Origin of the sequence: Cytobacillus horneckiae (genome assembly GCF_002835735.1) — a bacterium.
Lineage (GTDB): Bacteria > Bacillota > Bacilli > Bacillales > Cytobacillaceae > Cytobacillus > Cytobacillus horneckiae.
In genome coordinates this window covers 1-25,512 of sequence record NZ_PISD01000020.1, presented here as the reverse complement: position 1 = coordinate 25,512, position 25,512 = coordinate 1, and the positions used below count along the sequence as shown (strand labels likewise).

Genomic DNA, 25,512 nt, shown 5'->3' with positions numbered 1-25,512 from the left:
CACCCTTAATTTAGATCCACACGTTTATTTAATAATCGATAAGAAATATCAACAATTGTATTAACAACTACAAATAAGACTGCACAAACTAAAATCGTCCCTTGTACCATTGGGAAGTCATGCGCTCGTATTGAGTCTATGATGAGACGCCCGAGACCATTTACCGCAAAGACAGTCTCAGTAACTACTGCGCCCCCAAGCAAAGAACCAAACTGTAAGCCTACTACTGTAACTACAGGAATGAGTGCATTTCTCAATCCATGTTTATAGATTACTAGTTTATCTCCTACACCTTTTGCATAAGCTGTTCGAATATAATCCTGATCTAACACTTCAAGCATGCTGGATCTAGTCATACGAGCAATAATAGCTGCACCGGCTGTACCTAAAGTAATTGCCGGAAGGATCATATGCTCCCAAGTCCCCCAACCTGCAACTGGAAGCCAGCCTAAATTAACAGAGAATAGGTAAATGAGCATTATACCGAGCCAGAAGTTTGGCATCGATAGCCCAAAGAGTGCAATCACCATAAGCGAGACATCAGCAAATGAATATTTTCTTGTCGCTGATATGATGCCTGCAATTAATCCAAATAAAACGGCCAGGGCTGTTCCAATAATCGCCAGCTGTACAGTAATCCAAAAGCGCGAATCAAAAATCTCCTGTGTTACCGGCCTGCTTGTTCGAATAGAATTTCCTAAATCCCCTGTTGCAGCATTGCCGATAAATCTAAAATATTGTTCATATAACGGGTCATTTAAACCAAGATTCTCCCGCATTTGTTCAACTTGCTCAGGATTTGCATTTTCCCCAGCCATAATCTTCGCCGCATCCCCAGGAATAAGGTGCATCATTAAGAACACAGCTAAGGTAACTCCAATCATTACTGGTATTGTTTGAAAAATTCTTCTCACTATATATAAAAACATAGTCGCTCACCTTCCCATCCTTATTTCTTCGACCTTGGATCTAGTGCATCTCGCAGTCCATCACCAAATAAATTAAAGCCAACGACAACTAGCAAAATCACTAGTCCAGGAAAAATAGTTAAATGAGGAGCTTGAGCAACATAGGAGCGCCCTTGGGCAAGCATCGTTCCCCATTCAGGAGTCGGCGGCTTTGTTCCCATTCCCAGAAAAGAAAGCGCACTTGCAGTAATAATCGCCGAAGCGATATACAAAGTTGATTGCACAATGATAGGAGACATAATATTCGGAAGAATATGTCTAAATATAATTCTTGTATCTCTAGCTCCCATCGCTTTAATCGCATCGATATATTCCAATTTTTTTACTGTAAGTGTTGAACCTCTCACAATTCTGGCAAACGTCGGTATAGCATAAAACGCAACCGCAATAATGACGTTTGTTGTACTAGCTCCCAATACACTGACAATCGCAAGCGCCAGCAAAATACCAGGGAAGGCAAGCAATACGTCACATATTCTCATAATTAATGTATCTACCCACTTGCCATAATAGCCGGAAACTATTCCTAGGATAATTCCTACCAGTGCACCAAGGATGGTTGATAATATTCCTACAACTAATGAAATTCTTGATCCATATAAAATTCTGCTTAAAATATCCCGCCCTTTATCATCAGTCCCAAGCCAATTGTCGCTTGAAGGAGGTTGCAACTTGTTCGGCAAATCAAACGTTGATGGGTTATGGGGAGCAATAAGCGGAGCAAATATCGCCAATAAGGCAAATACTAGAATAATAAATGCTCCAGCCAATGCAGCTTTATTCTTGGCAAGTTTCTTATAAAAACTCTTCCATCGAAGCGCTCTTGAGTTTTCTGGCCTAGCCGGATTGACTGCCATCGTTTCTATTTGTGGCTGATGGTCCATACTTCTTCATCCTTTCACTACATAAATAATTAATTATTTGATAATTATGATATTTCATAATAAGACAGCCCCAATTCGTCACACTTTAATACTATAAAAGTTCCCCCTTTCGAAAAATATCATAAGATTCTTTATGTAAATGTTACGAATCTTCAAAAATATTATCTTGCAAATAGTAATAAATTACCATTTTATTACAATGAAGGTTACTTACATCCTAGTAATACATTTTTATTGCAATATTAACATAATTTTTTAAAATATCCAAAATAATATTGTAAATTCGTATATTTTAAATTACTATAATAGTTGTAAGATTTAAATAATTGTAAAAAGGGGGACATTTTTTTGAAGAAAAGAAAGAATTGGTTTCTTATGCTCATGCTATCTTTCGTACTAGTTCTTGCGGCTTGTGGCGGCAATGAAACGAGCGGAGATGAAAGTGAGCCGGATTCAAAAGATAATGAAGCAGGCGAGGCAGTTGAAGGTGGGGATTTAGTCTTTGTTACACCATCTGATGCACCTACACTTGACCCGCATGGGCAAAATGATACAGCATCAAATACCGCTACATCTCAAATACTAGAAAGATTGACAGATTATGCAGAAGATGGAAGCGTCATTCCATTATTAGCAACAGAATACGAAGCGATCGATGATACAACTTGGGAGTTCAAATTACGCGAAGGCGTAAAATTTCATGATGGAACAGACTTTACTGCAGATGCGGTAAAAATGTCATTCGACCGTATTCTTGATCCCGAGTTTGCCTCACCGAAGGCTGTTATCCTTAATATGATTTCTGAAGTAGTAGTTGTTGATGACTATACTGTACACATTAAAACAGCAGAGCCGTTTGCAGCATTGCCTGCCCATCTGGCGCATAATGCTGGATCTATCATTGCACCATCTGCCATTGAGGAAGAAAACAACGGCGGCAAAAAAGTGGATGAAAACCCAATTGGTACCGGCCCATTCAAATTTGAAAGCTGGAACCGCGGTGCTGAAATTAAATTTGTGAAAAACGAAGAATATTGGGACGGAGCACCATCTCTTGATTCCATCAGTATTAAAGTTGTACCTGAGCAAGCTACGCGTGTAGCAATGCTTGAAACAGGAGAGGCTCATATTATGCTTGTAGGTGCTTCTGATGTTGCACACGTTGAAGGAATGGATCAAATTGAAATTGACCGTGTCCAAGGAACGCGCATGGATTATGTCGGTTTTAACGTTCAAAAAGAACCATATGATGATGTTCGTGTTCGTCAAGCCATCGCAATGGCAATTAACAAAGATGATGTAGTTGCTGGTATCCTTGACGGGCAAGGGGTTCCGGCAGTTGGACCGCTTGCGCCGACAGTGGTAGGTAACTCTCAAGATCTTGAGCCTCTTCCATTCGATGTAGAAGAAGCGAAAAAACTTTTGGCCGAAGCAGGATTTGAAGATGGCTTTAAAACGACTATTTACGTGAACGAAGGAAGCAAAGAACGTGCCGATATCGCTGAGTTTGTTCAAGCTCAATTGGCTGAAATTGGCGTGGAAGTTGAAATTGAAATTATCGAATGGGGAACTTTCCTAGAAAAAACAGCAGCTGGAGAACATGAACTATTTGTTCTAGGCTGGACAACTGTTACTGGGGATGCTGATTACGGTCTATATGCATTATTCCACTCGTCCCAATTTGGTGACCCTGGAAACCGTTCATTCTATAAAAACGAACAAGTAGATGAACTGTTAGATAAAGGACGTGTAAGTACTGACCAAGGTGAACGTGACGCAGCATATGCGGAAGTTTCAAAGATTCTCGTTGAAGAAGCACCAATGGTATACTTGCATCATCCTGATTTTGTACATGGCACAAATGGTATTGCTTCCGGGTTATTCGTTAACTTTGGCGGAACACCATTCTTCAAAGATGTAAAACTAGCTAATTAATTATGCAATAACCCCCCTTTTCGATAGAAAAGAGGGGGTTATTTTTTTGCATCAGCTTTATATATTTTCAAGCTTCCAAATACACAATGCTTGAATAAATATCTGCTCTTCATTTAATTTAGATGGACATTCCCTCCATCTTCATAATTTGCTAATCACATTTTCTGCTTGGAGCAAGCATTTATACAAACAACTAAGGCGATGATTGATCATCATCGCCTCTTGCACAACCACTATTTATCGCTGTTGTCCTGCTTCCTGTAATGCAGTAAACGTCCAAGTTAAGTTAAGTGCATCCCCCTGGAATTGGTTTTGATCCTCTCCATTATCTACAAATACAAATTTAACAATTAAATCGTCCACTGATCCAACCGGCAAGCCTTTTTCTCCAAACATTGGATAGAAGATATTTTCATTAACAACTTCGGGGCTCATCGCTTTCAATTCTGCTAAAGTCGTGCTAAAAATGACTTCATCAAATTTATTCACATTATATAAAAAATCAACTCGAATATGATTTCCAAAGTCATCAGTATTATCTCCTTCAGCATCTACAATCGTATAATCTGTATTTAATAATACTTTATCGATAGGCAATGATCCGTTATTTGCTAATTCAAAATCGCGAATAAAGGAGTCACCAGGCTTAATGTTATCTACATTAATGATAGAAGTCGGATTAATGGATAAATCCAATGTACCTGCTGCAAATGTATTATTCGTTACCTCCGTATCGCTAAAATAGGCAAACGTTCCGCCTCCGATTAAAGCTGCTCCCAGCATTGCTGATGCGATTCCCATACCAATCCTTTTCTTTGCGCCCATTAATTATTCCCCCAATTTAAAAATATTTTTTAATAAAGCCCGCTGCAATAATCACAGCGGGAATAATAGATTATGCCGCTTTATCTTTTGACTGCTTCACTTTAGTTGTTTCTGTGATTAGTTCATAAACAGCTTCATGAACGAGGTCGCCTACCATCTGGATTCTCTCAGGACTCACCCTATCAATTGTATCCCCAGCTGAATGATACCAAGGTTCAATCCGAACGCCTCCTGGCGGTGTTCCAGGTTCCATCCAAATAAACAATGCAGCATCTATCCCAGCCTCATGGAAAGGTACATGATCTGATCTTCCCAGTTGATGTAAAGTATAATTTTCGCGATCAATATTTAGTTCATTTGCTGCGGCATCAATATAATCCCAAACTGCGTTAGCTTGTCCATCCAATGTTGTCACATGAAGCTGTGATGCAGGTTCATAATTTGTTCCAACCATGTCAAGGTTAAAATTCGCAGCACTTCTTGCTATTTCTTCACTAGACAATTGGCTGACATAATATCTTGAACCTGTTAAGCCTTGCTCTTCTGCCCCAAAAGCGATAAATCTAATTTCTTTATCTGCAGGCACATCCTTTAAAATTCTTGCCAATTCCAGCATAGCTCCTGTACCAGAACCATTATCATTGGCTCCCGGAGCGTTGCGAACGCTGTCATAGTGTCCTGTAACATACACAATTTCAGGATTTTCTATATTCTTTGGCTTTTTAACTGCAATGACATTTTGAGATTTTAAGCCGTTGCGAATATCAAAATCCTGTTTTGATACTTCATAGCCAAGTCTTTTAAACTCTTTTCCGATAAAGTCTGCTGCAAGTCTTTCTTCAGCAGTACCTGTTACCCGAGGCCCTATGTCTACACTTAAATGTTCAATATGACTCATGACCTTTTCTGAATCAAAATTCGTATCATAGCGCTCTATTAAATACTCGCTATAAGCAATCATTGTACTAGCGGCATTTTGAGAAATGCCTTTATTTGTATATTGATTGATTAGTAGCATAAAGCTTTCTAAATGCTTCATTAGCTTTTCTGCATTTCCTTGTTTTTCATATTGGCTAAGAGCTGTTAAATGGAGCTTTAACGGGCGGATAGCTGAATTTTCAATATCGCCTTCATTCTTTAATCGGTCCACTAATAGCTCTAAATCTTTAATTCCTGCTGCCTTGTCATTATCAGCAATTGTAATGACAGATTGGTTATAGCCTTTTCCGCTCTCAGGATTATAATTGCTCTCAACATTGCCGGCTGCATCAACAGAGAAGTATTTTAAAATCGATGTATGCTCAATTTTTAATGATTCTGCTCCTTCTCTCGTTCCTTTTAATTGAATTTTATCTGACTCGAAAGTAGGGTTGCCGCCGTCTAGAGTGTAATAAACGGTTGCTGGCTCACTTGTTTCTATAGATACCTCTACAGAATCCTTATATTTCCCACTTCCAGGTACAGCCGTTGATTCAGGGTTGACGTCATCTTCAGATTGCTTGAGGGCAACATCAAACAGTCCGATTAAGCCATTTGAGAACTCCATTGCTTCTTCATGACCTTCTTCATATGCAGGCTGGAAGCCAACGGATACCCATCTATTCCCTTGCCATAAAGGTGCTCCAACTTCAAAATTCCATGCATAGATACCCTTTTCGTACCATAAATAATCCGCTGAGTTCCCTCCTGCAGAATAAAGCACATCTGGAATAGGACCAGTACGGGCTGGAAGAATAACGGTTCCTCTATGATCTTGGATTTTTGCTAAAATATGTTCTGATGCTTCCCAATAGAATGCTTCTTCACCAGCTGTTGGTCTTGGAAGAGGCGTACGGTTTGTATCATAAGCACCTGGAGACCACATAAAATACCCGCCATGGCTATGGATATTCATTGCGAAATCTATGTTTGCAAATTCATCCGCAAGCCAGACAATATTTTTCGCTTCCGGTTCAGATGTTTTCTCAGGACCAGCGAATGTATCGCTTGTACAGCTTGTTGAGCCGCCAATAAAACCGTCGTAAACTGAACCAATTGAATGATTTCGGTTTAAATCGACTCCCCAGCTATTTCTTGCCGCAAAATCAGAAGCCTGGTTTGGCCCACAGTGATTAGTCATATTTCTCCGCTGCATATTGTAATCAAAGAAACTGTATTTGGCTCCATCAGGATTAACACTAGGTACGAGGAAAATGTCAAGATTGTCAACAAGCTTTCTCGTTTCCTCGTCATGTGCATAATTTCGTAAGAGCCGCTCTGCCGTCTCCATAGTGACAAGCGGAGTCACCCATTCACGTGCATGTTCTTGTGAATAGCCAAGAACTCCCGGCTTAGAGCCATCACGTACTTTACCTATGCGAAAAGCCTTGACAGTAGCCGGTTCATGCGAAATTTCATCAGGAGCATTTAAGCCGTCAGTTAGAGTCGCTGACTTAATTTCTGCAATTCCGTCGCCAGCATTGCCTCTATATGTGGTTGCACTTATTAAATGGGACGCTTCTTCATTTAATACAGCTACCACTTGTTTAGCAGTGCTTGTAATTTGTCCGGAACCATCTGTTGCTAGATTTACCGTAATCTGATTCTCTTCTATTACAACCTCTAATGAAGCATCATTCTTTCCAGGATTTGCAAGGCTTACATTTATCCCATTCCCGCCTTCATGACCCCAATCCTTTGAAGTCACAGATACAGCAGTATTTGTATATGTGCCTAATGTTGCTTGTGCATGGCGTCGATAACCATTAGTTTTATTTGGCATATCAATAATTTCTACTAACTCCGGAAACTCTTCTGCTAGAGCATCCATTTTTTCATTAATCTCCAACGGGTTCATATAGTGATCGACGAAGCCTGTTACATAGTGCTCCCCTGGTTCTGGACGGTCTCCTCCTAGCCATTCAGTAACTTTACTAGAAGCTTCTGAACCTTGATTGGTTCTTACAGTAACTGAATCTGGAACAGCCTCTACCGGAAGCTCCATATAATGGTATAAATACTCGCCATAATCTACCTTTCTAGCAAGTGTGGCACTTCTTTGCTCCCCATCTACCTCCCATGAGGCAGTTAGCGTCGTTCCTGCAGCAGCTCCAGCACTAGATTTTGCCTCAATATACAAAAAGGTTGCAGATTGATTTGTATAATGCTGAGCACGCAAAATTTCCAGCTTCTCAGACTGTGCTAATAGTTTTTCATTTTGTTGAACAATCTGATTTCGTTCTTTTATCCTTTGCTGCCAAACCTGTTCAGTCATCATTGTTTCTTTTACTGTTATCCCATGCTGTTCCAATTTTTTGATTTCTGACGGTGTAACAACCACCTCAGTTTCCCATACGCCATCATGTTCATGAATTCCATGGTCAATATCTATCTCCAAATCTCTTAAAACCTGTGCAGCCTCTTCATCAGGGATTTCGATAGTAACAATCTCTACAGATTCTTCCGTGGGAATTAATTCCCCCTTCGCCGTCTCTGCATAAGTAAACGAACTAAATCCCGAGATAAACATCGCTATAGCCAATAAAATACTGGTCGATAGTACAGTTAATCTCCTCTTCCTCTTTTTCAATCAATTGACCCCCTTTAAAATTGTTTTATAGATTAAAAGGAATATCCTCTATCTATCATTCTTTATAAAAATCTCGGACCGTTGTTTTCTCAAGGAAGACGCTTACATTTTCTACTGGGCTGTGGCCGCATATTGACCTATGATATATTCACTATTAAGTGTTAAAATATTCTCTTATAAGAACTTAGTATAAGAAGAAATGACAAACATTACATGAAGCTTTTATCATATTTTCTTTTTTTTCTTAATATTAGTAAAATATACTAATCTATAACTTTAGAACTAATTATTTAAATATTATGAATAATTAAAATTAATAGCTAAATAGATTTGGTTCATAATGCTCATTTCATTCATTTCTGTACAGGTCTTTAGGTTTACTTAATAAAAAAAGGCATTTTAAGCTTTTAGCGCTTAAAATGCCTTTTAATTATATTTGCTTGCTTAGGCGATCCATCATTCCCATAGTACAAACGTTCAAATCTAATTGGATAATCTCAAGTACATCATGCTCCAGCTTTACTCCCTGCTCTTCTAAATACGCTAGAATCTTTTCCATTATTGCTGTTTTAATTTTTTTATGAACCTCCTCGCTTGCCGTTCCACCATGATCTTTCCAAACCTTTTCAGACACTTCGGTAAAAATAGGCAACCAGTATCTTAGTTGTTCAAATACCTTTGCTGGATTAGCACTCATTCCATAATGACCAAAGTAGATTCTCTCAGGATTTAAGCTTTCAATTTTCTTGGCAGAGGCAAGCATGTCATCCGGACTAAATTGATTTGGTGAAGTAGATGGCAATGAAATGTGTACTCCTTTTCTAACTAGCTGAGGATATAACACACCAATTGTATCTCCTGTAAATACACCTTTGCTGCCTGAATCATGAATCGAAAAATGATGCTTCGCATGTCCAGGTGTATCTATAAATGTTAGGGTGCGGCCGCCTATATTTATGGATGAACCGTCTTCCATTTCAATTAGCTTATCTTCTGGAATTGGGACAATTGGGTCAAACAATTGATCGAACTGCTCTCCATATACTGCTTTTGCACCTAGTATTAGTTTAGACGGGTCAGCTAAATGGCGCCTTCCCCTTGGGTGTACATATACTTTCGCATTGGGGCATTTCTGCAGCAACAAACCTGCTCCACCTGCATGATCTAAATGAACATGTGTGACGATGATATGCTTAATATCTTCTAGTTGAATAGGCAACGCTTTCAAGCCATTCAATAAATATGGAATAGAAGGGCTTGCACTTGTTTCCACAATCGTTAACTCTTCCGCCTGTATAACATAAGCACCTGTTCTTTCTGACAGGCCAAGATCCATTAAATCAATTAAACTAATCTCATTGCCTAAGTCTTGGATTTTCTCCATATTCTCCTACTCCTCCCAGTATTGCTTTTGTAAAAATTATGACATAAGTAAAAGGGTTAAGCTAGCTACATGATTATGGAGGATTATACTGTCAAAAGCAGAATACTAAATGAAGAGGAGGCGTTAACATGAATAGTGAAACGATAATAATAAATAAACAAACATGGGATGAAGAGGCTGAAAGGTTCTTTGGAAGAAACCCATTGCCTGAGTATGGTCCGCTTGCACCCACTGAAGAGGATATTATGCTTTTCGATCATATACAAGGAAAAAAAGTGCTGGACATTGGCTGCGGAAGCGGGCATTCACTCCTGTATATGCATAATAAAGGGGCTGATGAGCTCTGGGGGCTTGATTTTTCAAAAACACAAATTCATACTGCAGAAAAGGTTCTTTCCAACTGTCCATCTGTGCAATTATTCGAAGCGCCAATGGAAGCAAATCCTGGATTACCGGAAAATTATTTCGATATTGCCTATTCCATTTACGCAATCGGATGGACAACAAACTTGCAGCAAACCATAATGAATATACATAGTTATTTAAAACCGGGCGGCGCATTTATCTTTAGCTGGGAACACCCATTATATAACCGTGTGAAACAGGTAGGCACCGAATTACTTTTTCAGCACTCCTATCATGAGGAAGGTTTCTATGATCATGAAGCATGGAAGAGGCCTGCCATCATGCAGCAAATCAAATTAAGCACATATATCAACACTTTAATTGACAATGGATTTATTATTGAGAAAGTGATTGAAGAAGTGCGCATGTCCGAAGCTGATGTAGAAAAACATCAAAACCGCTGGTATTCAGATAAAAAAGCAAAGTCCATCCCCACGACATTAATTATCAAATGCAGAAAATCAAATTAAAAAAGAAGCGCTGATTTACAGCGCTTCTTTTTATCTCAGAACGTCCTTCCGAACCGTTCATAACAATATTTCAAAATTTAGTTCTGAAAGTTTCAAAACTGACTATGCATACATTTTTTTCTGCTCTTCTTCTCTGAAGAAGCTTTTCATTGCGCTAAAGACATCAGACTTCTGTTTCAAAATATAATAACGGAATAAGTCATTTTTAATGTTTTTATAGGCAGACATTAATGTTGAATGGCGGTTATACTGGTTCACCTCACCATAGCCAAACATGCTCGATACGTTCATCAGCTCTTCAACTAGCTTGACACAGCGTGCATTATCAGAAGTTAGATTATCTCCATCAGAAAAATGAAATGGATAAATATTAAACCTTGCGGGGTCATACTTTGCATCTATTAATTCTAAAGCCTTTCGATAAGCGGACGAACAAATGGTGCCTCCGCTCTCTCCTTTTGAAAAGAAATCTGCTTCAGACACAACTTTTGCTTCTGTATGATGAGCAATAAACTCGATTTCAACTGTCTCATACTTAGTGCGGAGAAAGCGTGTCATCCAAAAGAAGAAGCTTCTTGCCATATATTTTTCCCAAATGCCCATACTACCGCTTGTATCCATCATCGCAAGCACAACTGCTTTGGATTCCGGCTTTACAATTTCATTCCACGTCTTAAATTTTAAATCCTCCTGATAAATGGGATGAAAGGCAGCTTTGCCGTTCATGGCATTACGTTTAAAAGCTGACATCATCGTCCTTTTCTTATCAATATTACCCATTAATCCTGTTTTGCGAATATCGTTAAATTCAATGTTTTCAACGAGGATTTCATCTTGTTCCTTCTTTTTCAAGTTTGGCAGTTCAAGCTGTTTAAATAAAGCCTCTTCTATCTCCATTAGGGAAACTTCAGCTTCAAAATAATCTTCGCCTGCCTGATCGCCAGCACCTTGCCCCTTCCCTGGCCCTTTTTCGCCTGATCCATCCCTGGCAACCACATCTCCTACTTTACTATCTCCATCACCTTGGCCTACGTGCTTATTCTTGTCGTAATTATAACGGATTTTGTACTCATCCAGAGAACGAATAGGAATCTTTACAACTTCACGACCGTTGGACATGATAATGCTTTCTTCAGTAATTAAATCCGGGAGATTATTGCGTATCGCATCCTGCACCTTATCTTGGTGGCGTTGCTGATCATCATGGCCTTTGCGATGGAGGGACCAATCTTCTTGAGAAACGACAAACTGATGATTGTTATTAACCTCGGTCATTTATAAAGCCCTCCTTTTTTATTTTTTTCATTTTTTTATGCACACATTTTCAGCCGCAAACATACAATATTCCGAGTGTCAAATGGGTCATTGATTCAAAATCAAAAGTAAAACGAAATAAAACTCGTCAAATGGCGAGTCTTGTAGTGCTGAAGAAAAAGAAATTCATTTTCAGGTCTATTTTTTTCTTCATGTCATTCTATACTGCAAATGATAAAAAAGTTGATTACTCTATCCTATGCGACAACTCTAAATAATTTACAATTAATTCAGACAATCGAATAGGCGATTATCCGCTTGGACAAGCCTTTTTTTATTTTATATTTTCTAAACGCGGGAATGCTCCGTCAGACCATTTATAACATCCAGCAAATCGGGAAGAAAAAAAGAACCCGAATCAAATTAATTTGGGTTCTTTTCCTGCTTTGGATCTGGTGTTTTATTATTTTCAGCTAATTCTTTTTTTGATTTCATTTGTTCCATTTCTTTTCCCAGGTTTTTCATTTCTTCTTCTGTAGGTGCCATAGAGCTATTTATCGGAATATCTTCTACCTCATTTTTCTTCATAAAAGAATCACCTCTATTAGTTTTTTACCCGATTATTAAATTTCTCAAACTAATAGAGCCTATGTGTGCTATCTGTTAAGCAAGCTGCCTACATAACGCAATAATTCATTTGCGGAAGTTGAATTATACCCATGTTCGTCGATTAGACGTGCAACTACTTCATTAATTTTCTTAAGCTGCTGTTCATCTGGTGTTTTTGAAGACGTAGTAATTTTAACAACATCTTTCAAGTCGGCAAACAGCTTTTTCTGAATGGCTTCACGCAGTCTATCATGAGAATTATAATCGAATCGCTTCCCCTTTCTTGCATAAGCAGAAATTCGAATTAAAATCTCCTCACGGAAGGCTTTTTTTGCATTTTCGGAAATACCGATTTGTTCTTCAATTGAGCGCATAAGCTTCTCATCCGGATTTATTTCTTCGCCCGTTAAAGGATCGCGCAATTTCGCCTTATTGCAATACGCTTCAACATTATCTAAATAGTTCTCCATCAATGTTTTAGCAGATTCTTCATATGAATAAACAAATGCTTTTTGCACTTCTTTTTTCGCTATTTCATCATATTCTTTGCGTGCTAATGAAATAAAGTTTAAATATCTTTCTTTTAGTTCAGCTGTGATAGATGGATGCTGATCTAAACCTTCTTTCAAAGATCGTAATACATCCAGTGCATTAATCGATGTAATCTCTTTACGTATAATCGTTGAAGAAATCCGATTAATGACATAACGAGGATCAATCCCGCTCATTCCCTCGTCTGCATGCTCTTTCTTCATTTCCTCTACATCTGCGCGGTTAAATCCTTCTACGCTTTCGCCATCATACAGACGCATTTTTTTAACTAAATCCAAATCACCTTTTTTCGGATCCTTCATACGGGTCAGAATTGTAAACATCGCAGCGACTTTTAATGTATGCGGGGCAATATGAACATTTGCCACATCGCTTTCTTGAATCATTTTTTCGTAAATCTTTTCTTCTTCTGTTACTTTGAGGTTATATGGGATTGGCATGACGATAATCCTTGAATGTAGCGCTTCGTTCTTTTTATTGGAAATAAACGAACGATACTCGGTTTCATTCGTATGAGCAACGATTAATTCATCTGCGCTGATAAGAGCAAATCTTCCTGCTTTAAAGTTTCCTTCTTGCGTTAATGAAAGCAAATGCCAAAGGAATTTTTCATCACATTTGAGCATTTCCTGAAACTCCATCATACCCCTGTTCGCTTTATTTAACTCCCCATCAAATCTATATGCGCGCGGATCTGATTCAGATCCATATTCAGCTATCGTTGAAAAATCAATACTTCCCGTTAAGTCGGCAATATCCTGTGATTTTGGGTCTGAAGGACTGAATGTTCCAATTCCGACACGCTTATCTTCTGAGAACATGACTCTTTCGATAACCACATCCTCGATTTTCCCGTTATATTCCTGTTCTACGCGCATCATATTGAGTGGTGATAAATTACCCTCAATGCGGATACCATATTCATCATAGAAATCCTTTCTTAAATGATGCGGAACCATATGCAAAGGATCTTCATGCATCGGGCAGCCTTTTATAGCATAAACCGCTCCATTATCTGTGAGAGAATAAGCTTCCAGCCCTCTTTTCAACATCGTTACAAGCGTTGATTTACCACCGCTTACAGGACCCATTAATAGCAAAATTCTTTTTCTAACATCAAGCCTTTTGGCAGCTGGATGAAAGTATTCTTCCACCAGTCTTTCCAAAGATTCCTCAAGGCCAAATAATTGATTGCTGAAAAACTTGTATTTTTTTTGCCCCTTCACTTCTTCTAACCCAGAGTCCTTAATCATGTTATACACTCTGGAATGTGCGGACTGGGCAACCCATGGCTTCTCTTTTATAATTTCTAAGTACTCTCTAAAAGTCCCTTCCCATTTCAACTTTTCCTCTTCATGTCTATACATCTCAATTTTTCTCAGAATATCCATATGGACCTCCCCCTGTCACATTATCAGAGACGATTAATATAGCCTATGCGAGCGGACATTCAAACATGCTTACTGAAAATTAGTTTACTAAGCATCCGATCTTTTTAACGATTGAGTATGCTCTTAATAAAAAATCCTATGCCACTATTGCAAAGATTATCCATCATTTGCATTCACTATTTAGATTTATTAGGATATAATAAACTTATATCGTGTGATTTTTGTACTTAACAGGAAGAAGGAGGCTATACATAATGGGTACTGTACTAATATTAGGTGTAATGGTTGCATTTTTAGCAGCTATTTTTGCATCAGGCTATGATGATAAGCCTGGGAAAAACATTAAATAATTTCAATATAAAGAAAAACTGCTGAGAATATCCCAGCAGTTTTTCTTTATACTCTATCCAGTCCCTTTTCCTGAACAAAATCCTTCATATACATTCGCTTTTTCTTTTCAAACATATGGGACATTTGCTCTGTCCATGTATCCGCCCGTTTTCCTGAAGTTCTCTCGTGATAATAGGCGGAAATGGTTTTATTATACTCCTCAAGCTCCACCTTGTATTGGTTTGGACTTTGTTCGTATTCATTTTCATGATAAATATGATGATATGGCAGCCTTGGTTTTTGTTCATTCTCTCTAGCCGGATAACCAACAGCTAATCCGAATAAGGGAATCACATGTTCAGGCGTCTTAAGCACTTCGCAAATGCCATGAAGATTATTTCTTATTCCGCCAACATAACAAATACCAAGCCCCATGGATTCAGCAGAGAGCGCAGCGTTTTGAGCTGCAAGGGCTGCATCAATGAGTCCCACCATGAACTTCTCAGTACTTTCAATAGATTCAGTCAAATTTATTCCTTCCATTTCACTAACAACCTTGTGGCGATGCAGATCCGCACAAAATACGAAGAAATGCCCGCATGTTTCAACAAATGACTGATTCCCGGCAAGCTCTGCCAATTTTTTCTTTTTAGCTTCATCTGTCACTCCAATGATAGAGTAAGCCTGAATAAAGCTTGAAGTTGACGCAGCCTGTGCAGAAGTAACAATCATTTGAATCTGTTCTTCAGATAATGGCTTGTCCTCAAAGTGGCGGACTGAACGATGATTATTAATTAGGTTAATCATTGTATTCATATAAATCACTCCTTTTTATATTGAAAAAACGATGCATCCTCCCTTTCTTTCAGGCGAATGTCAATGTTTTTCTTTTTAATATAGATAAAAAAAGGCCTGAAAAATCAGACCCTTTTTATTTGTTAAAGTTTATTAGGCCAGACTAGGATAGCCCTGCTGCCTTAATGCTTCATAAATAAGAATAGCAGCTGTATTAGAGAGATTCAATGAGCGGACATGATCATTCATCGGAATGCGCAGTGCACGTTCCTTGTTATTTTCTATGATATCTTTTGGCAAACCTGTTGTTTCTCTCCCAAAAATGAAGAAATAGTTCTTATTATTGTCGCTGTAATCAAAAGACGAGTGAGGCGTTGTGCCAAACTTCGTTAAATAGAAGAATTCCCCGCCTTCATTTTTCTCGAAAAACTCATCAATTGAATCGTAATAATTAATATTAACAAATTGCCAATAATCCAAGCCTGCTCTTTTCAACATTTTATCGTCTGTAGAAAAACCAAGGGGTCGAATTAAATGCAATGTTGTATCTGTTGCTGCACATGAACGTGCAATATTCCCTGTATTACTAGGAATCTCTGGTTGATATAGTACTACATGTACTGACACGTTTTTCACCTCTATTATAAACTCTCAAACCTATTATACCACTTCAGCCTTTGTTTAAGAAGGCTAGCGATCATCACAGATAGTGAAAAACTTATACTTTATATTTGGCGTATACGCTGTGGAATCTTCATAGTCCCAAAATCTCATTCTGCTATTCGTCGTATGAGCATTTACTAGCGGCAATCCTTCAGCATCTACACCAGTGACAATCGTTGTATGGTCAAACCGGCCGTCGCCTTGAAAGTCATAGCATATTACATCACCAAGTAATAGTTTTTCAGGACTATTTACTTCCTTTGCCCTTAAGCCGATTGTAGAGCTCGACAAATGCGTTCGCATTGAATGAGCTACAGTCCAACTATAGCTCCAGTTATTGCTCCTCATCCACCAGCCTTTGCCTCTATTAGGATAGCCCCTCATTGGGCCGTCCCCTGCATGTAGGCACTGGGAAATATAGTTTGTGCAATCCACATCGAAGGTTTTAAAAGCCGGATTATAGCTATTCCACCATTTTTCTGCATACTGTACAGCTTTACGACGATCATATTTATATGGGTAGGAATTTCTTTCTTCAATATTATCTTCGTGTATGACCGCTGGTGCCTCAATTATTGGATATGGATTCATCTCATTATCATCGACAAGTACATTTTTATAAAATTCAGCGGATCGTTCTTCAATTTCCTCTTCAATATAGAGTTCATTTTTTTGCTTAATTAAATATTGAAAATGAACCGAGTAGCGAACAGATGTCAATTCATCCGTTTGAATAACTGAACTTATTATTTTACCATTAGCTTTCGCTTTGACAATTTCAGCATTTCGCTTATACATGCTCTCTTTTTTTCTTTCGATTTTTGGACAAGTATAAATTGTATTCCGTGCTTCCTCCACACATTGCCTGACCCGTTTTTCCATTAATTCTTGAAGTTGATCGCGCATCTCTTTCACTCCCTTCATATTCATTCATATGAAGAACCAGCACATTTCATATTAGAATGTTTTTCTGACAAGCTTTTTTTATAACCGCTAATAAACAAAAAAATGAGAGCAACCTTCGCCCTCATTTTTCTATAAATAATAATCCTTTATTGATTTCATCAATAACCTCTTGGTCCTTCTCTTCCTTTAATGCTTTTTGCAATGCCTCGTATGCATCCTCACCGCCAATTTTCCCTAAAGACCATGCTGCTGTTCCGCGAATCACCGGTCTAGAATCTGAACTCATTAATTCTTGTAAGTCTTTCACAGCTGTTTTGTCCTTAAAATGCGCAAGCGCAATAATTGCATTCCTTTGAATAGGTTTTTTTCCTCTCCATGATCCAGACAGCCGCCCAAACTTCTCCTTAAACTCACGGTTACTTATACGCAATAATGGTTTTAAAAGAGGCTTTACAATCTCTGGATCCGGCTCCATTTCCGAATGGAAGTGAAAATCTTTACCCTTATTTTCTGGACAGACCGTTTGGCAAGTATCACAGCCGTAAATTCGATTTCCAAGTTCATCTCTAAATTCATCAGGTAAAAACCCTTTTGTTTGAGTGAGGAATGAGATACATCTCTGTGCATTTAATTGACCGCCTTGTACTAGCGCACCTGTGGGGCAAGCATCAATGCATTTATTGCACGTGCCACACCGATCCTCCAATGGTGTATCTGGCTCAAATGGAATGTTTGTAATGATTTCTCCTAAATATACATACGAACCAAACTCCGGTGTAATAATAGAGCAATTTTTACCGCTCCAGCCAATACCAGCCCGTTCAGCCACTGCTCTATCGGAAAGCTCTCCAGTATCTACCATCGCTTTGAACTTAACATCTGGTACCTTTTCTATTAAATATGCCTCTAGCTTAGTTAGCCTGTCCTTTAAGACTAAATGATAATCTTCTCCCCACGATGCCCGGCAAAATATTCCGCGACGTTCGCCTTGTTTACTCACTACCCTTGTTTTCATTTTTGTCGGATAAGCAAGGGCAATACTAATAATTGACTGCGGCTCATCCATTAGCAATGCCGGATTCACTCTTTTTTCAATATCTGGCTCTTCAAATCCGGATTGATAGCCAAGCTCCTGCTGCTTCATTAAGCGATTTCGTAATCCATTAAAGGTAGAGGCAGTAGTAAAGCCTATTTTATCTATCCCAATCGTCTTACTATAAGCTATGAGGTCATTTTTCAAGGTGGAAATCTTCATTTGTTAACCTCTCTTTCACAATTACTGTTATCTATGGTTCAATCATTATTTTTTAGACATCCTTTTATGATAAACTATTTTATAAATAAATGGGAGGTGAAAACGTTGGAAATCAGTATCTCGCCACATCTGTGCTCATTATTTCCACAATTTAAAATCGGTATAATCCGCTATCATGATATTACAGTTGGTAAATCGCCGCAAATGATTAAAGGCAGGCTCCAGCTTTTTCAGGAATCACTCTTTTTTGATATGGAAGATAAAAATGTAACTGATTTTGAAGGGATTAAAGAGTGGAGACAGATTTTAAAAAAAGCTGGCAAAGATCCGAACCGTTACCGCCATTCAGCAGAAGCACTCTACAGGAGAATCAAAAAACAGAATTACCTACAAAGTGTAAACAGCTCGACAGATATTAATAATTTCTTTTCCATGAAATATGAAATTCCCATTGGAATATATGATAAAACAAGAATTGAAGGCAATATCGTCATAAGAACAGGCGAAGAAAATGAAGCGTACATAGGCTTAAATGGACGGAGCAATTCACTGCATAACCTGATATTATTAAGCGATGAAAAAGGAGCGTTTGGCAGCCCTTTCGTTGATTCTGAAAGAACCGCAATGAACGGAGAAACAAAGGAAGCAATCCAGGTTGTCTTTTTAAGACATTCAATAACGATGGATGAAGCAAAGGAAATGACTGAATCTTTAATGAAAATGTTTCTGCAAGTACATGGTGGGACCGCAGAAATAGAAATAAGAGAGTGCTAATAGGCACTCTCTTATTTTTTTGCCATCAAATACATAAAATATGGTGCGCCAATAATAGAAACAATAACTCCAGCCGGTATTCCGCTCGGGTCCAGTAAAACCCTACCAATCGTATCAGCAATTAAAAGCAAGATGGCACCAAGCATTGCCGCAACCGGCAAATATAACTGATGTCTTGGTCCAACTAAACTTCTGGCAATATGAGGTGCCATCAGCCCTACAAAAGCAATACCTCCGCTAACTGATACCGCTGATGCAGCCAATGCCACTGCAATTAAAAGCAAAATATAGCGTTCTTTCTCAACTTTAACGCCAAGTCCTATTGAAAGGTTTTCATTTAAACTCATCGTATTTAGTACATTGGATTTTCGATAAACTAATGGGAGCAGTAAGAGTAGCCATGGCAATAATGCCAAAACAAACACCCAGTCATCTCCCCATATTCTTCCAGCCATCCAATTGGCAAAGAAATCATAATCCTCTCTTGCAATTTTTGAAGCGAGCGTCAGGATAGCTCCTGAGATGGCTGTAGAAAGCCCTACCCCTACTAGAAGCATTCTCCCAGGATCAATCCCTTCTCCTTTTTTAAATGAGAGGAGATAAATAATAATCGCTGTTATCATGCCACCACATAATGCGAATAATGGCAGGATATAAATATAAGTGCCTGCGCCGCTGCCAAAAATCATCACAAAAAATACGACAGCTAAACCAGCCCCAGCATTGATTCCCAATATACCCGGATCTGCCAAAGGGTTTCTTGTAATGCTTTGCAATATAGCACCTGATATCGCCAGGCCGACACCTGCTAAAATTGTCACCAAAATACGGGGAAGCCTGAAAGTGAATAGTATCAGCTCTTCCTTAGGTGTGCCTTGTCCCAACAGCGTATTTACAAGCCTTAGTGGTGACATAGAGGCAAATCCTGTTGCCACGCTAATAATAAAGGCGATTAGCAGTAAAATCGCCGTAATAGAAATAATCATGCCTGTCCTTTTCAATTTCTTCTGATTCATCAAGTCAGCATCCTTCCTTTCCGTGCAAGGTAAAGGAAGAATGGGATGCCTAATACAGCAACAATGGCTCCCATAGGCGTTTCAAATGGCGGATTAATCATTCTAGCTGCCGTATCGGCAAGCACCATAAAAACACTGCCAAGCACTGCGGAACATGGAATAATCCAACGATAATCAGTTCCAACTAAAAACCGGACAATATGAGGAATAAATAAGCCTACAAATGCGATGGCTCCTACGAGTGATACAGCTGCTCCAGCCAGAATAAGAACGACAGCCATCAATATGATTCTAGTCAATAATGTCCTTTGGCCCAAACCTTTAGCGACATCTTCTCCAAAGCTTAAAATCGTCAGACTGCGAGAAAAAATAATAGCAATTAAAATACCGATAAAAACAGTAGGCGCAACTATTTTCAACTGTGCCCATGTCGTTCCTGACACGCCCCCAGCGGTCCAGAATGCTATGCTTTGCGATAGCTTGTTCAATAATGCGATACCTTCCCCTAAAGAGGATAAAAGTGCTGTCACAGCCGCTCCTGCTAAAGTAATCCTTAACGGCGTCATTCCGCCCCGCTTCATAGAGCTGATTCCAAAAACAAGCACAGCACCAATTCCTGCACCGATAAAAGAAAAGATCATAATTGTAAAATAGTTTGTATTACTTACATACGAGAAAGCGACAGCAAGTCCTAAACTTGCCCCCGCATTCAAGCCAAGCAGTCCTGGATCTGCTAAAGGGTTCTTTGTCATCCCCTGCATGATTGCCCCGCTGACAGCGAACGCCGCTCCTACAACGGCTGCCCCTATCTCACGGGGGAGCCTTAGGCTCATAATAATCTGGTCTGCCTCTCTAGAATGATTATAAGAAAAGACAGCTTTCCAAACATCATAAAAAGCGATATTTGCAGCCCCGACAGAAACAGCAAGCACTAAGCTACCTGCAAGGAGCAGAAAGCTTAGTGCCAATACTATTGTTCCTATTGCTGGCCGGGAATAAAATTTCTTGTCATTCATACTGTTTTTTGTATGTTTCATTGTAATCTTCCTCAGGCAACAATTATTTTGCTTTAATTAACTCATCTACAATAAACTCTAGTTCTTTCTCAAGTGAAATTGGATCATTAAAGTAGAATGAAGCAGAGTCAAATTCAATTACGCGATCATTTTGTACTGCAGGAATTCCTTTCCAAACATCTGTTTCAGTAAATGAATTATCGGCTCCTTCTCCGTCACCTAAGAAAATATAATCCCCAGCATATTTAGGAATAACCTCTGATGAGATTGCCAAGTAACCAGGGCCAAAAGCTTCGTCTTCAACACTTTTCGGAGCTTTTAATCCAAGGGCTTGATAAATGACTTCCGTGCCGCGCCCCCAATTATCTCCATACACATACATGTCTTTTCCAAATGTTTCAAAGACCATAATCGTTGCATCTTCGCCAATAGCGTCTTTTACTTTTTGACCCTCTGCCTCAGTCTTTTTCTTCCATTCATCTACCCATTCCTGTGCTTCTTTTTCTTTTCCTAATATTTTCCCGATTTCAATATGCTGCTCAAGATAGTCGTAATTTTCATAAGTTAATGCAACTGTTGGTGCAATTTCCTTATATTTGTCTAAGTTTTTATCTGTTGAAAAAGTAATAATTAAATCTGGTTCAAGCTCTAATAGCTTTTCAAAAGAGTCCTCTGAAATGAGTTCCGCATTATCAAGCTTGTCTTCAAAAAACTTATTCCCTTTTGCCCAGCTATCCACCGCAATCGGTGTAATTCCTAAAGAAAGGACATTCCCTGTATAAGAAGAGCCAACAACGGCAACCTTTTCAGGGTTAGCTGGCAATTTTATTTCCCCTTCTTCGGATTCATAAATTCGAGTCTCTGCTTCTGAGTCTTTCTTCTCTCCTGTATTTGCTTCCTCTTTACTGCCATTGCCACATGCTGCTAATAAACCTAAAAGTAAAATAAGAACAAATAAAAAGCTCTTTTTCATATTCTTCAACTCCATCATTCTATTATAAATAATAATCATTCTCAATTAATTGCAAAAAATAACCGCTTTTACTCAGCTAATTTGCTCCTGAGCTAAAGCGTTGGATGAAACTAAGTCATAGGTTAAGCAAATTGGTTTTTTTGTTCGAGGGTCTATACCGATTTCTGCATCAATGTTGAAGACTTCCCTCAAGACCGGTTTTGTCATGACCTCTTTCCCATTGCCGCTTTTAACAATTGAACCTGCTCTCATCGCAATTAAGTGGTCTGCGAATCTCGCTGCATGGTTCAAGTCATGAATAACCATAACAATCGTTCTATTTTCTAATACATTTAATTCCTTTAATAATTCAAGTACCTCAAGCTGATGACAAAGATCAAGGTATGTAGTTGGCTCATCTAATAAGATGATATCTGTTTCCTGCGCCAATGCCATCGCAATCCATACTCTCTGTCTTTGGCCTCCTGATAGGGCATCTACTTCTCTGTCCTTGAAGTCAGAAATGCCGGTAGCTTTTAAAGCCCACTCTATCACATTGCGATCCTTGTCGTTTAGTTTCCCCATCCCCCTCTGATATGGAAATCTGCCATATGATACAAGCTCACCTATTGTAAGTCCTTCTGGGGCATCTGGTGATTGTGGGAGAATAGCCATCTTTTGCGCTATGCTTTTTGTCGACTCTTTACTTATTTGTTTGCCATCTAGGAAGACGGAACCTGATTTAGCTTGGATAATCCGAGCTACCGTTTTTAATACCGTAGACTTTCCACATCCATTCGGTCCAATAATAGCAGTTATTTTCCCGTCTGGAATTAACATATTTAAATCTTTGACAATCACTTGATCTCCGTAGGCAATTCTTAAATCTTCAGTAAATAATCTAGACAAGATGATCCTCCTCATCAATAGCAGTTTCAGAAGTTTACTAGTTGAATAAAATAGTTGATAATGATTATCAACCTCATTCTGGATTGTAACGAAAAAAGGATGATCTGTCAATATCTTTTAAGCTGCGTCTCACACCATTTATGTCGTCTGTTTTAATAGATTCTTGTAATCACTTGAAGTTTCTCATTTTTAGGGGAGATTGTGAGAAATAGAATTAGGTTATTCACCTGAAGGCATTCATATTTTGGAGCTTTAGAGGAATAAACCCCATTTATTCACCTGAAGGCATTCATTTTTTGGAGCTTTAGAGGAATAAACTCCTTTTATTCACCTGAAGGCATTCATATTTTGAAGCTTCAGAGGAATAAACCAAATTTATTCACCTGAAGACATTCATATTTTGAAGCTTTAGAGGAATAAACCCCATTTATTCACATGAAGGCATTCATTTTTTGATGCTTTAGAGGAATAAACCCTATTTATTCACCTGAAGGCTCTCATATTTTGAAGCTTTAGAGGAATAAACCCCATTTATTCACATGAAGGCATTCATTTTTTGGAGCTTTAGAGGAATAAACCAAATTTATTCACCTGAAGACATTCATATTTTGAAGCTTTAGAGGAATAAACCCCATTTATTCACCTGAAGACATTCATATTTTGGAGCTTCAGAGGAATAAACTCCTTTTATTCACATGAAGACATTCATATTTTGAAGCTTCAAAGGAATAAATTCGCTTCATTCTCAAGATTGTGTATTCACGATACTTAAGTATTTAGATTGTTTCTTTTTAAAATGATAGTTATAGTAACCAATAAAACACCTCATAAAAAATAGCATTCCACGTTGGGAATGCTATTATATTCATTATATAAGCGGGTGAAGGGAATCGAACCCTCATCATCAGCTTGGAAGGCTGAGGTTTTACCACTAAACTACACCCGCAAACTTTGAAAAAAATATTAAATTGAATTTTTCTTTTTCACTTTATGCCTCTTCCTCTTCAAGCATAATCAACGATGTATATGCGTCGAGGCAACTCGTAGATCATTCATGGATGCTTCGCTCGTGGCTGAGGTTTTACCAGTAAACTACACCCGCAAACTTAATAATGGTACCGGTGGTCGGGGTCGAACCGACACTCCAGAAGGAACACGATTTTGAGTCGTGCGCGTCTGCCAATTCCGCCACACCGGCATAAGAATTATTAAGTTAAGTGGTGCCGAGGACCGGAATCGAACCGGTACGGTAGTCACCTACCGCAGGATTTTAAGTCCTGTGCGTCTGCCAGTTCCGCCACCCCGGCAAAACAATATGAATTAAGTATGGAGGCGGCAACCGGATTTGAACCGGTGGTGAAGGTTTTGCAGACCTCTGCCTTACCACTTGGCTATGCCGCCTTAATGTATATATATGGAGCGGAAGACGGGATTCGAACCCGCGACCCCCACCTTGGCAAGGTGATGTTCTACCACTGAACTACTTCCGCAGATGGCTGGGCTAGCAGGATTCGAACCTACGAATGACGGAGTCAAAGTCCGTTGCCTTACCACTTGGCTATAGCCCATTTATATACTTTATGTATTTAGTATGTATTATGTTCTTATTTCCAACTAAAAAAATGGGGCGGCTGATGGGAATCGAACCCACGAATGTCGGAACCACAATCCGATGCGTTAACCACTTCGCCACAACCGCCATATTGGCAGGGGTAGTAGGAATTGAACCCACATCAAAGGTTTTGGAGACCTTCGTTTTACCATTAAACTATACCCCTATTATGGTGGAGGGGGGCAGATTCGAACTGCCGAACCCGAAGGAGCGGATTTACAGTCCGCCGCGTTTAGCCACTTCGCTACCCCTCCATATAAATATGAATGGTGCCGGCCAGAGGACTTGAACCCCCAACCTACTGATTACAAGTCAGTTGCTCTACCAATTGAGCTAGGCCGGCATAAATGATGGCTCAGGACGGAATCGAACCGCCGACACAAGGATTTTCAGTCCTTTGCTCTACCGACTGAGCTACTGAGCCATAAATGTTAAAGGATAAAATTTTAAAACAATTGAAATTTATGTATAAAATGGCGGTCCGGACGGGACTCGAACCCGCGACCTCCTGCGTGACAGGCAGGCATTCTAACCAACTGAACTACCGGACCAGATTGCGGGGGCAGGATTTGAACCTGCGACCTTCGGGTTATGAGCCCGACGAGCTACCGGACTGCTCCACCCCGCGATAATAATATTTTCTGTTTCTTCCTCTGAAGACAGCTTATTCATCGAAACAACTCGCAGCAAAATCATTGATAAATCGCTCTTTGATCTATCTCGCGACATAATAATGTTTCAAATGGTGGAGGATGACGGGATCGAACCGCCGACCCTCTGCTTGTAAGGCAGATGCTCTCCCAGCTGAGCTAATCCTCCATTAATGGTGACCCCTACGGGATTCGAACCCGTGTTACCGCCGTGAAAGGGCGGTGTCTTAACCGCTTGACCAAGGGGCCATATTTTAAATATTTATAAATTAAATGGCGGAGAGCAAGGGATTTGAACCCTTGAGACAGCTATAAACCGCCTACACGATTTCCAATCGTGCTCCTTCGGCCACTCGGACAGCTCTCCATATGGCTCCGCAGGTAGGATT

Annotated in this window: 18 protein-coding genes, 16 tRNA genes and 2 pseudogenes; 3 read left to right on the top strand and 33 right to left on the bottom strand. The window is 39.2% G+C overall.

All coding sequences use genetic code 11. The features are described from left to right. Positions 1 to 5 precede the first annotated feature (5 nt). On the bottom strand, positions 6 to 929 hold the full coding sequence (locus CWS20_RS10695) for an ABC transporter permease (RefSeq protein ID WP_066195629.1): 924 nt from the start codon (positions 927 to 929) through the stop codon (positions 6 to 8). 20 nt (positions 930 to 949) lie between these two features. Further along, positions 950 to 1,825, bottom strand: a complete 876-nt coding sequence (locus tag CWS20_RS10690; protein WP_083957488.1) for an ABC transporter permease — start codon at positions 1,823 to 1,825, stop codon at positions 950 to 952. A gap of 375 nt (positions 1,826 to 2,200) precedes the next feature. Here CWS20_RS10690 and CWS20_RS10685 point away from each other — a divergent pair, with 375 nt between their 5' ends. Next, positions 2,201 to 3,787 (top strand): glutathione ABC transporter substrate-binding protein, encoded by a 1,587-nt coding sequence (locus CWS20_RS10685; protein WP_066195624.1) that lies wholly within the window; start codon positions 2,201 to 2,203, stop codon positions 3,785 to 3,787. Positions 3,788 to 4,024: 237 nt separating this feature from the next. Here CWS20_RS10685 and CWS20_RS10680 read toward each other — a convergent pair whose 3' ends face one another. The 4 genes and pseudogenes from CWS20_RS10680 to CWS20_RS10670 form a co-directional block, all read right to left on the bottom strand. Further along, complete coding sequence (locus CWS20_RS10680; RefSeq protein WP_066195622.1) at positions 4,025 to 4,612, bottom strand: CalY family protein; 588 nt, start codon at positions 4,610 to 4,612, stop codon at positions 4,025 to 4,027. Positions 4,613 to 4,682: 70 nt separating this feature from the next. Continuing rightward, positions 4,683 to 5,357 (bottom strand): annotated as a pseudogene (locus CWS20_RS29155) (M20/M25/M40 family metallo-hydrolase); the annotation flags it as partial. Between the two features lie 198 nt (positions 5,358 to 5,555). After that, positions 5,556 to 7,373, bottom strand: a pseudogene (locus CWS20_RS29150) (M14 family metallopeptidase); the annotation flags it as partial. A gap of 1,237 nt (positions 7,374 to 8,610) precedes the next feature. Continuing rightward, positions 8,611 to 9,564, bottom strand: coding sequence for an MBL fold metallo-hydrolase (locus CWS20_RS10670; protein WP_066195615.1), 954 nt, complete (start codon positions 9,562 to 9,564; stop codon positions 8,611 to 8,613). A gap of 128 nt (positions 9,565 to 9,692) precedes the next feature. On the opposite strand from CWS20_RS10670, the gene CWS20_RS10665 reads away from it, so the two are divergent. After that, on the top strand, positions 9,693 to 10,439 hold the full coding sequence (locus tag CWS20_RS10665) for a class I SAM-dependent methyltransferase (RefSeq protein WP_066195612.1): 747 nt from the start codon (positions 9,693 to 9,695) through the stop codon (positions 10,437 to 10,439). A 102-nt stretch (positions 10,440 to 10,541) separates the two neighbouring features. Here the strand turns inward: CWS20_RS10665 and yhbH are convergent, their stop codons facing one another. From yhbH to queG, 7 genes are all read right to left on the bottom strand, one after another. Further along, the gene (yhbH, locus tag CWS20_RS10660) at positions 10,542 to 11,714 is read right to left on the bottom strand and encodes a sporulation protein YhbH (protein ID WP_066195608.1); all 1,173 of its coding nucleotides are present in this window, start codon (positions 11,712 to 11,714) and stop codon (positions 10,542 to 10,544) included. Between the two features lie 402 nt (positions 11,715 to 12,116). Further along, entirely contained in the window at positions 12,117 to 12,281 is a 165-nt protein-coding gene (locus CWS20_RS28395; RefSeq protein ID WP_162840976.1) for a hypothetical protein, read from the bottom strand. A gap of 68 nt (positions 12,282 to 12,349) precedes the next feature. After that, positions 12,350 to 14,245, bottom strand: a complete 1,896-nt coding sequence (locus CWS20_RS10655) for a PrkA family serine protein kinase (protein ID WP_066195604.1) — start codon at positions 14,243 to 14,245, stop codon at positions 12,350 to 12,352. A 396-nt stretch (positions 14,246 to 14,641) separates the two neighbouring features. Beyond that, positions 14,642 to 15,391, bottom strand: a complete 750-nt coding sequence (gene nfsA, locus CWS20_RS10650; protein ID WP_066195602.1) for an oxygen-insensitive NADPH nitroreductase — start codon at positions 15,389 to 15,391, stop codon at positions 14,642 to 14,644. Positions 15,392 to 15,523: 132 nt separating this feature from the next. Continuing rightward, positions 15,524 to 15,997 carry a tRNA (uridine(34)/cytosine(34)/5-carboxymethylaminomethyluridine(34)-2'-O)-methyltransferase TrmL gene (gene trmL / locus CWS20_RS10645; RefSeq protein WP_066195599.1) on the bottom strand — a complete coding sequence of 158 codons (474 nt, stop codon included), beginning with the start codon at positions 15,995 to 15,997 and terminating at the stop codon, positions 15,524 to 15,526. 63 nt (positions 15,998 to 16,060) lie between these two features. Then, positions 16,061 to 16,939, bottom strand: coding sequence for an amidase domain-containing protein (locus CWS20_RS10640; RefSeq protein WP_066195597.1), 879 nt, complete (start codon positions 16,937 to 16,939; stop codon positions 16,061 to 16,063). A gap of 121 nt (positions 16,940 to 17,060) precedes the next feature. Beyond that, complete coding sequence (queG, locus tag CWS20_RS10635; protein WP_066195595.1) at positions 17,061 to 18,194, bottom strand: tRNA epoxyqueuosine(34) reductase QueG; 1,134 nt, start codon at positions 18,192 to 18,194, stop codon at positions 17,061 to 17,063. A gap of 105 nt (positions 18,195 to 18,299) precedes the next feature. On the opposite strand from queG, the gene CWS20_RS10630 reads away from it, so the two are divergent. After that, a complete protein-coding gene (locus CWS20_RS10630) occupies positions 18,300 to 18,968 on the top strand; it encodes a B3/B4 domain-containing protein (protein WP_066201455.1) in 669 nt (222 codons plus the stop codon). A gap of 11 nt (positions 18,969 to 18,979) precedes the next feature. Here the strand turns inward: CWS20_RS10630 and CWS20_RS10625 are convergent, their stop codons facing one another. From CWS20_RS10625 to CWS20_RS10530, 20 genes are all read right to left on the bottom strand, one after another. Next, on the bottom strand, positions 18,980 to 19,984 hold the full coding sequence (locus CWS20_RS10625; protein ID WP_101226302.1) for a FecCD family ABC transporter permease: 1,005 nt from the start codon (positions 19,982 to 19,984) through the stop codon (positions 18,980 to 18,982). Beyond that, complete coding sequence (locus tag CWS20_RS10620; RefSeq protein ID WP_066195587.1) at positions 19,984 to 21,021, bottom strand: FecCD family ABC transporter permease; 1,038 nt, start codon at positions 21,019 to 21,021, stop codon at positions 19,984 to 19,986. Before CWS20_RS10620 ends, CWS20_RS10625 begins: the two co-directional genes overlap by 1 nt. A 22-nt stretch (positions 21,022 to 21,043) precedes the next feature. Further along, a complete protein-coding gene (locus CWS20_RS10615) occupies positions 21,044 to 21,973 on the bottom strand; it encodes an iron-hydroxamate ABC transporter substrate-binding protein (RefSeq protein ID WP_066195585.1) in 930 nt (309 codons plus the stop codon). 72 nt (positions 21,974 to 22,045) lie between these two features. Continuing rightward, entirely contained in the window at positions 22,046 to 22,861 is an 816-nt protein-coding gene (locus CWS20_RS10610) for an ABC transporter ATP-binding protein (protein ID WP_066195582.1), read from the bottom strand. 875 nt (positions 22,862 to 23,736) lie between these two features. After that, positions 23,737 to 23,807: transfer RNA gene (locus tag CWS20_RS10605), tRNA-Gly, on the bottom strand. Between the two features lie 167 nt (positions 23,808 to 23,974). After that, positions 23,975 to 24,059, bottom strand: a tRNA-Leu gene (locus tag CWS20_RS10600). A gap of 20 nt (positions 24,060 to 24,079) precedes the next feature. Next, positions 24,080 to 24,168 (bottom strand) — tRNA-Leu (locus CWS20_RS10595). A 20-nt stretch (positions 24,169 to 24,188) separates the two neighbouring features. Further along, positions 24,189 to 24,262, bottom strand: a tRNA-Cys gene (locus CWS20_RS10590). Positions 24,263 to 24,276: 14 nt separating this feature from the next. Beyond that, a tRNA-Gly gene (locus tag CWS20_RS10585) sits at positions 24,277 to 24,351 on the bottom strand. 3 nt (positions 24,352 to 24,354) lie between these two features. Continuing rightward, positions 24,355 to 24,429, bottom strand: a tRNA-Gln gene (locus CWS20_RS10580). A gap of 55 nt (positions 24,430 to 24,484) precedes the next feature. Beyond that, positions 24,485 to 24,560, bottom strand: a tRNA-His gene (locus CWS20_RS10575). A 5-nt stretch (positions 24,561 to 24,565) separates the two neighbouring features. After that, positions 24,566 to 24,639 (bottom strand) — tRNA-Trp (locus tag CWS20_RS10570). Between the two features lie 4 nt (positions 24,640 to 24,643). Continuing rightward, positions 24,644 to 24,727: transfer RNA gene (locus CWS20_RS10565), tRNA-Tyr, on the bottom strand. 13 nt (positions 24,728 to 24,740) lie between these two features. Beyond that, positions 24,741 to 24,816: transfer RNA gene (locus CWS20_RS10560), tRNA-Thr, on the bottom strand. Positions 24,817 to 24,824: 8 nt separating this feature from the next. Then, positions 24,825 to 24,897: transfer RNA gene (locus CWS20_RS10555), tRNA-Phe, on the bottom strand. 50 nt (positions 24,898 to 24,947) lie between these two features. Beyond that, positions 24,948 to 25,024: transfer RNA gene (locus CWS20_RS10550), tRNA-Asp, on the bottom strand. A gap of 3 nt (positions 25,025 to 25,027) precedes the next feature. Then, a tRNA-Met gene (locus CWS20_RS10545) sits at positions 25,028 to 25,101 on the bottom strand. Positions 25,102 to 25,216: 115 nt separating this feature from the next. Next, positions 25,217 to 25,292, bottom strand: a tRNA-Val gene (locus CWS20_RS10540). 5 nt (positions 25,293 to 25,297) lie between these two features. Continuing rightward, positions 25,298 to 25,372: transfer RNA gene (locus tag CWS20_RS10535), tRNA-Glu, on the bottom strand. A 25-nt stretch (positions 25,373 to 25,397) separates the two neighbouring features. Continuing rightward, positions 25,398 to 25,490 (bottom strand) — tRNA-Ser (locus tag CWS20_RS10530). Between the last annotated feature and the right edge of the window lie 22 nt (positions 25,491 to 25,512).

Excerpts from the sequence above, each read along its gene's own strand:
- CWS20_RS10680 (WP_066195622.1), bottom strand. The coding sequence starts at position 4,612 with ATGGGCGCAAAGAAAAGGATTGGTATGGGAATCGCATCAGCAATGCTG.
- CWS20_RS10615 (WP_066195585.1), bottom strand. The coding sequence starts at position 21,973 with ATGAAAAAGAGCTTTTTATTTGTTCTTATTTTACTTTTAGGTTTATTA.
- CWS20_RS10625 (WP_101226302.1), bottom strand. The coding sequence starts at position 19,984 with ATGAATCAGAAGAAATTGAAAAGGACAGGCATGATTATTTCTATTACG.
- CWS20_RS10690 (WP_083957488.1), bottom strand. The coding sequence starts at position 1,825 with ATGGCAGTCAATCCGGCTAGGCCAGAAAACTCAAGAGCGCTTCGATGG.
- nfsA (WP_066195602.1), bottom strand. The coding sequence starts at position 15,391 with ATGAATACAATGATTAACCTAATTAATAATCATCGTTCAGTCCGCCAC.
- yhbH (WP_066195608.1), bottom strand. The coding sequence starts at position 11,714 with ATGACCGAGGTTAATAACAATCATCAGTTTGTCGTTTCTCAAGAAGAT.
- CWS20_RS10670 (WP_066195615.1), bottom strand. The coding sequence starts at position 9,564 with ATGGAGAAAATCCAAGACTTAGGCAATGAGATTAGTTTAATTGATTTA.
- CWS20_RS10640 (WP_066195597.1), bottom strand. The coding sequence starts at position 16,939 with ATGCGCGATCAACTTCAAGAATTAATGGAAAAACGGGTCAGGCAATGT.
- CWS20_RS10655 (WP_066195604.1), bottom strand. The coding sequence starts at position 14,245 with ATGGATATTCTGAGAAAAATTGAGATGTATAGACATGAAGAGGAAAAG.
- CWS20_RS10620 (WP_066195587.1), bottom strand. The coding sequence starts at position 21,021 with ATGAAACATACAAAAAACAGTATGAATGACAAGAAATTTTATTCCCGG.
- queG (WP_066195595.1), bottom strand. The coding sequence starts at position 18,194 with ATGAAGATTTCCACCTTGAAAAATGACCTCATAGCTTATAGTAAGACG.
- CWS20_RS10665 (WP_066195612.1), top strand. The coding sequence starts at position 9,693 with ATGAATAGTGAAACGATAATAATAAATAAACAAACATGGGATGAAGAG.
- CWS20_RS10695 (WP_066195629.1), bottom strand. The coding sequence starts at position 929 with ATGTTTTTATATATAGTGAGAAGAATTTTTCAAACAATACCAGTAATG.
- CWS20_RS28395 (WP_162840976.1), bottom strand. The coding sequence starts at position 12,281 with ATGAAGAAAAATGAGGTAGAAGATATTCCGATAAATAGCTCTATGGCA.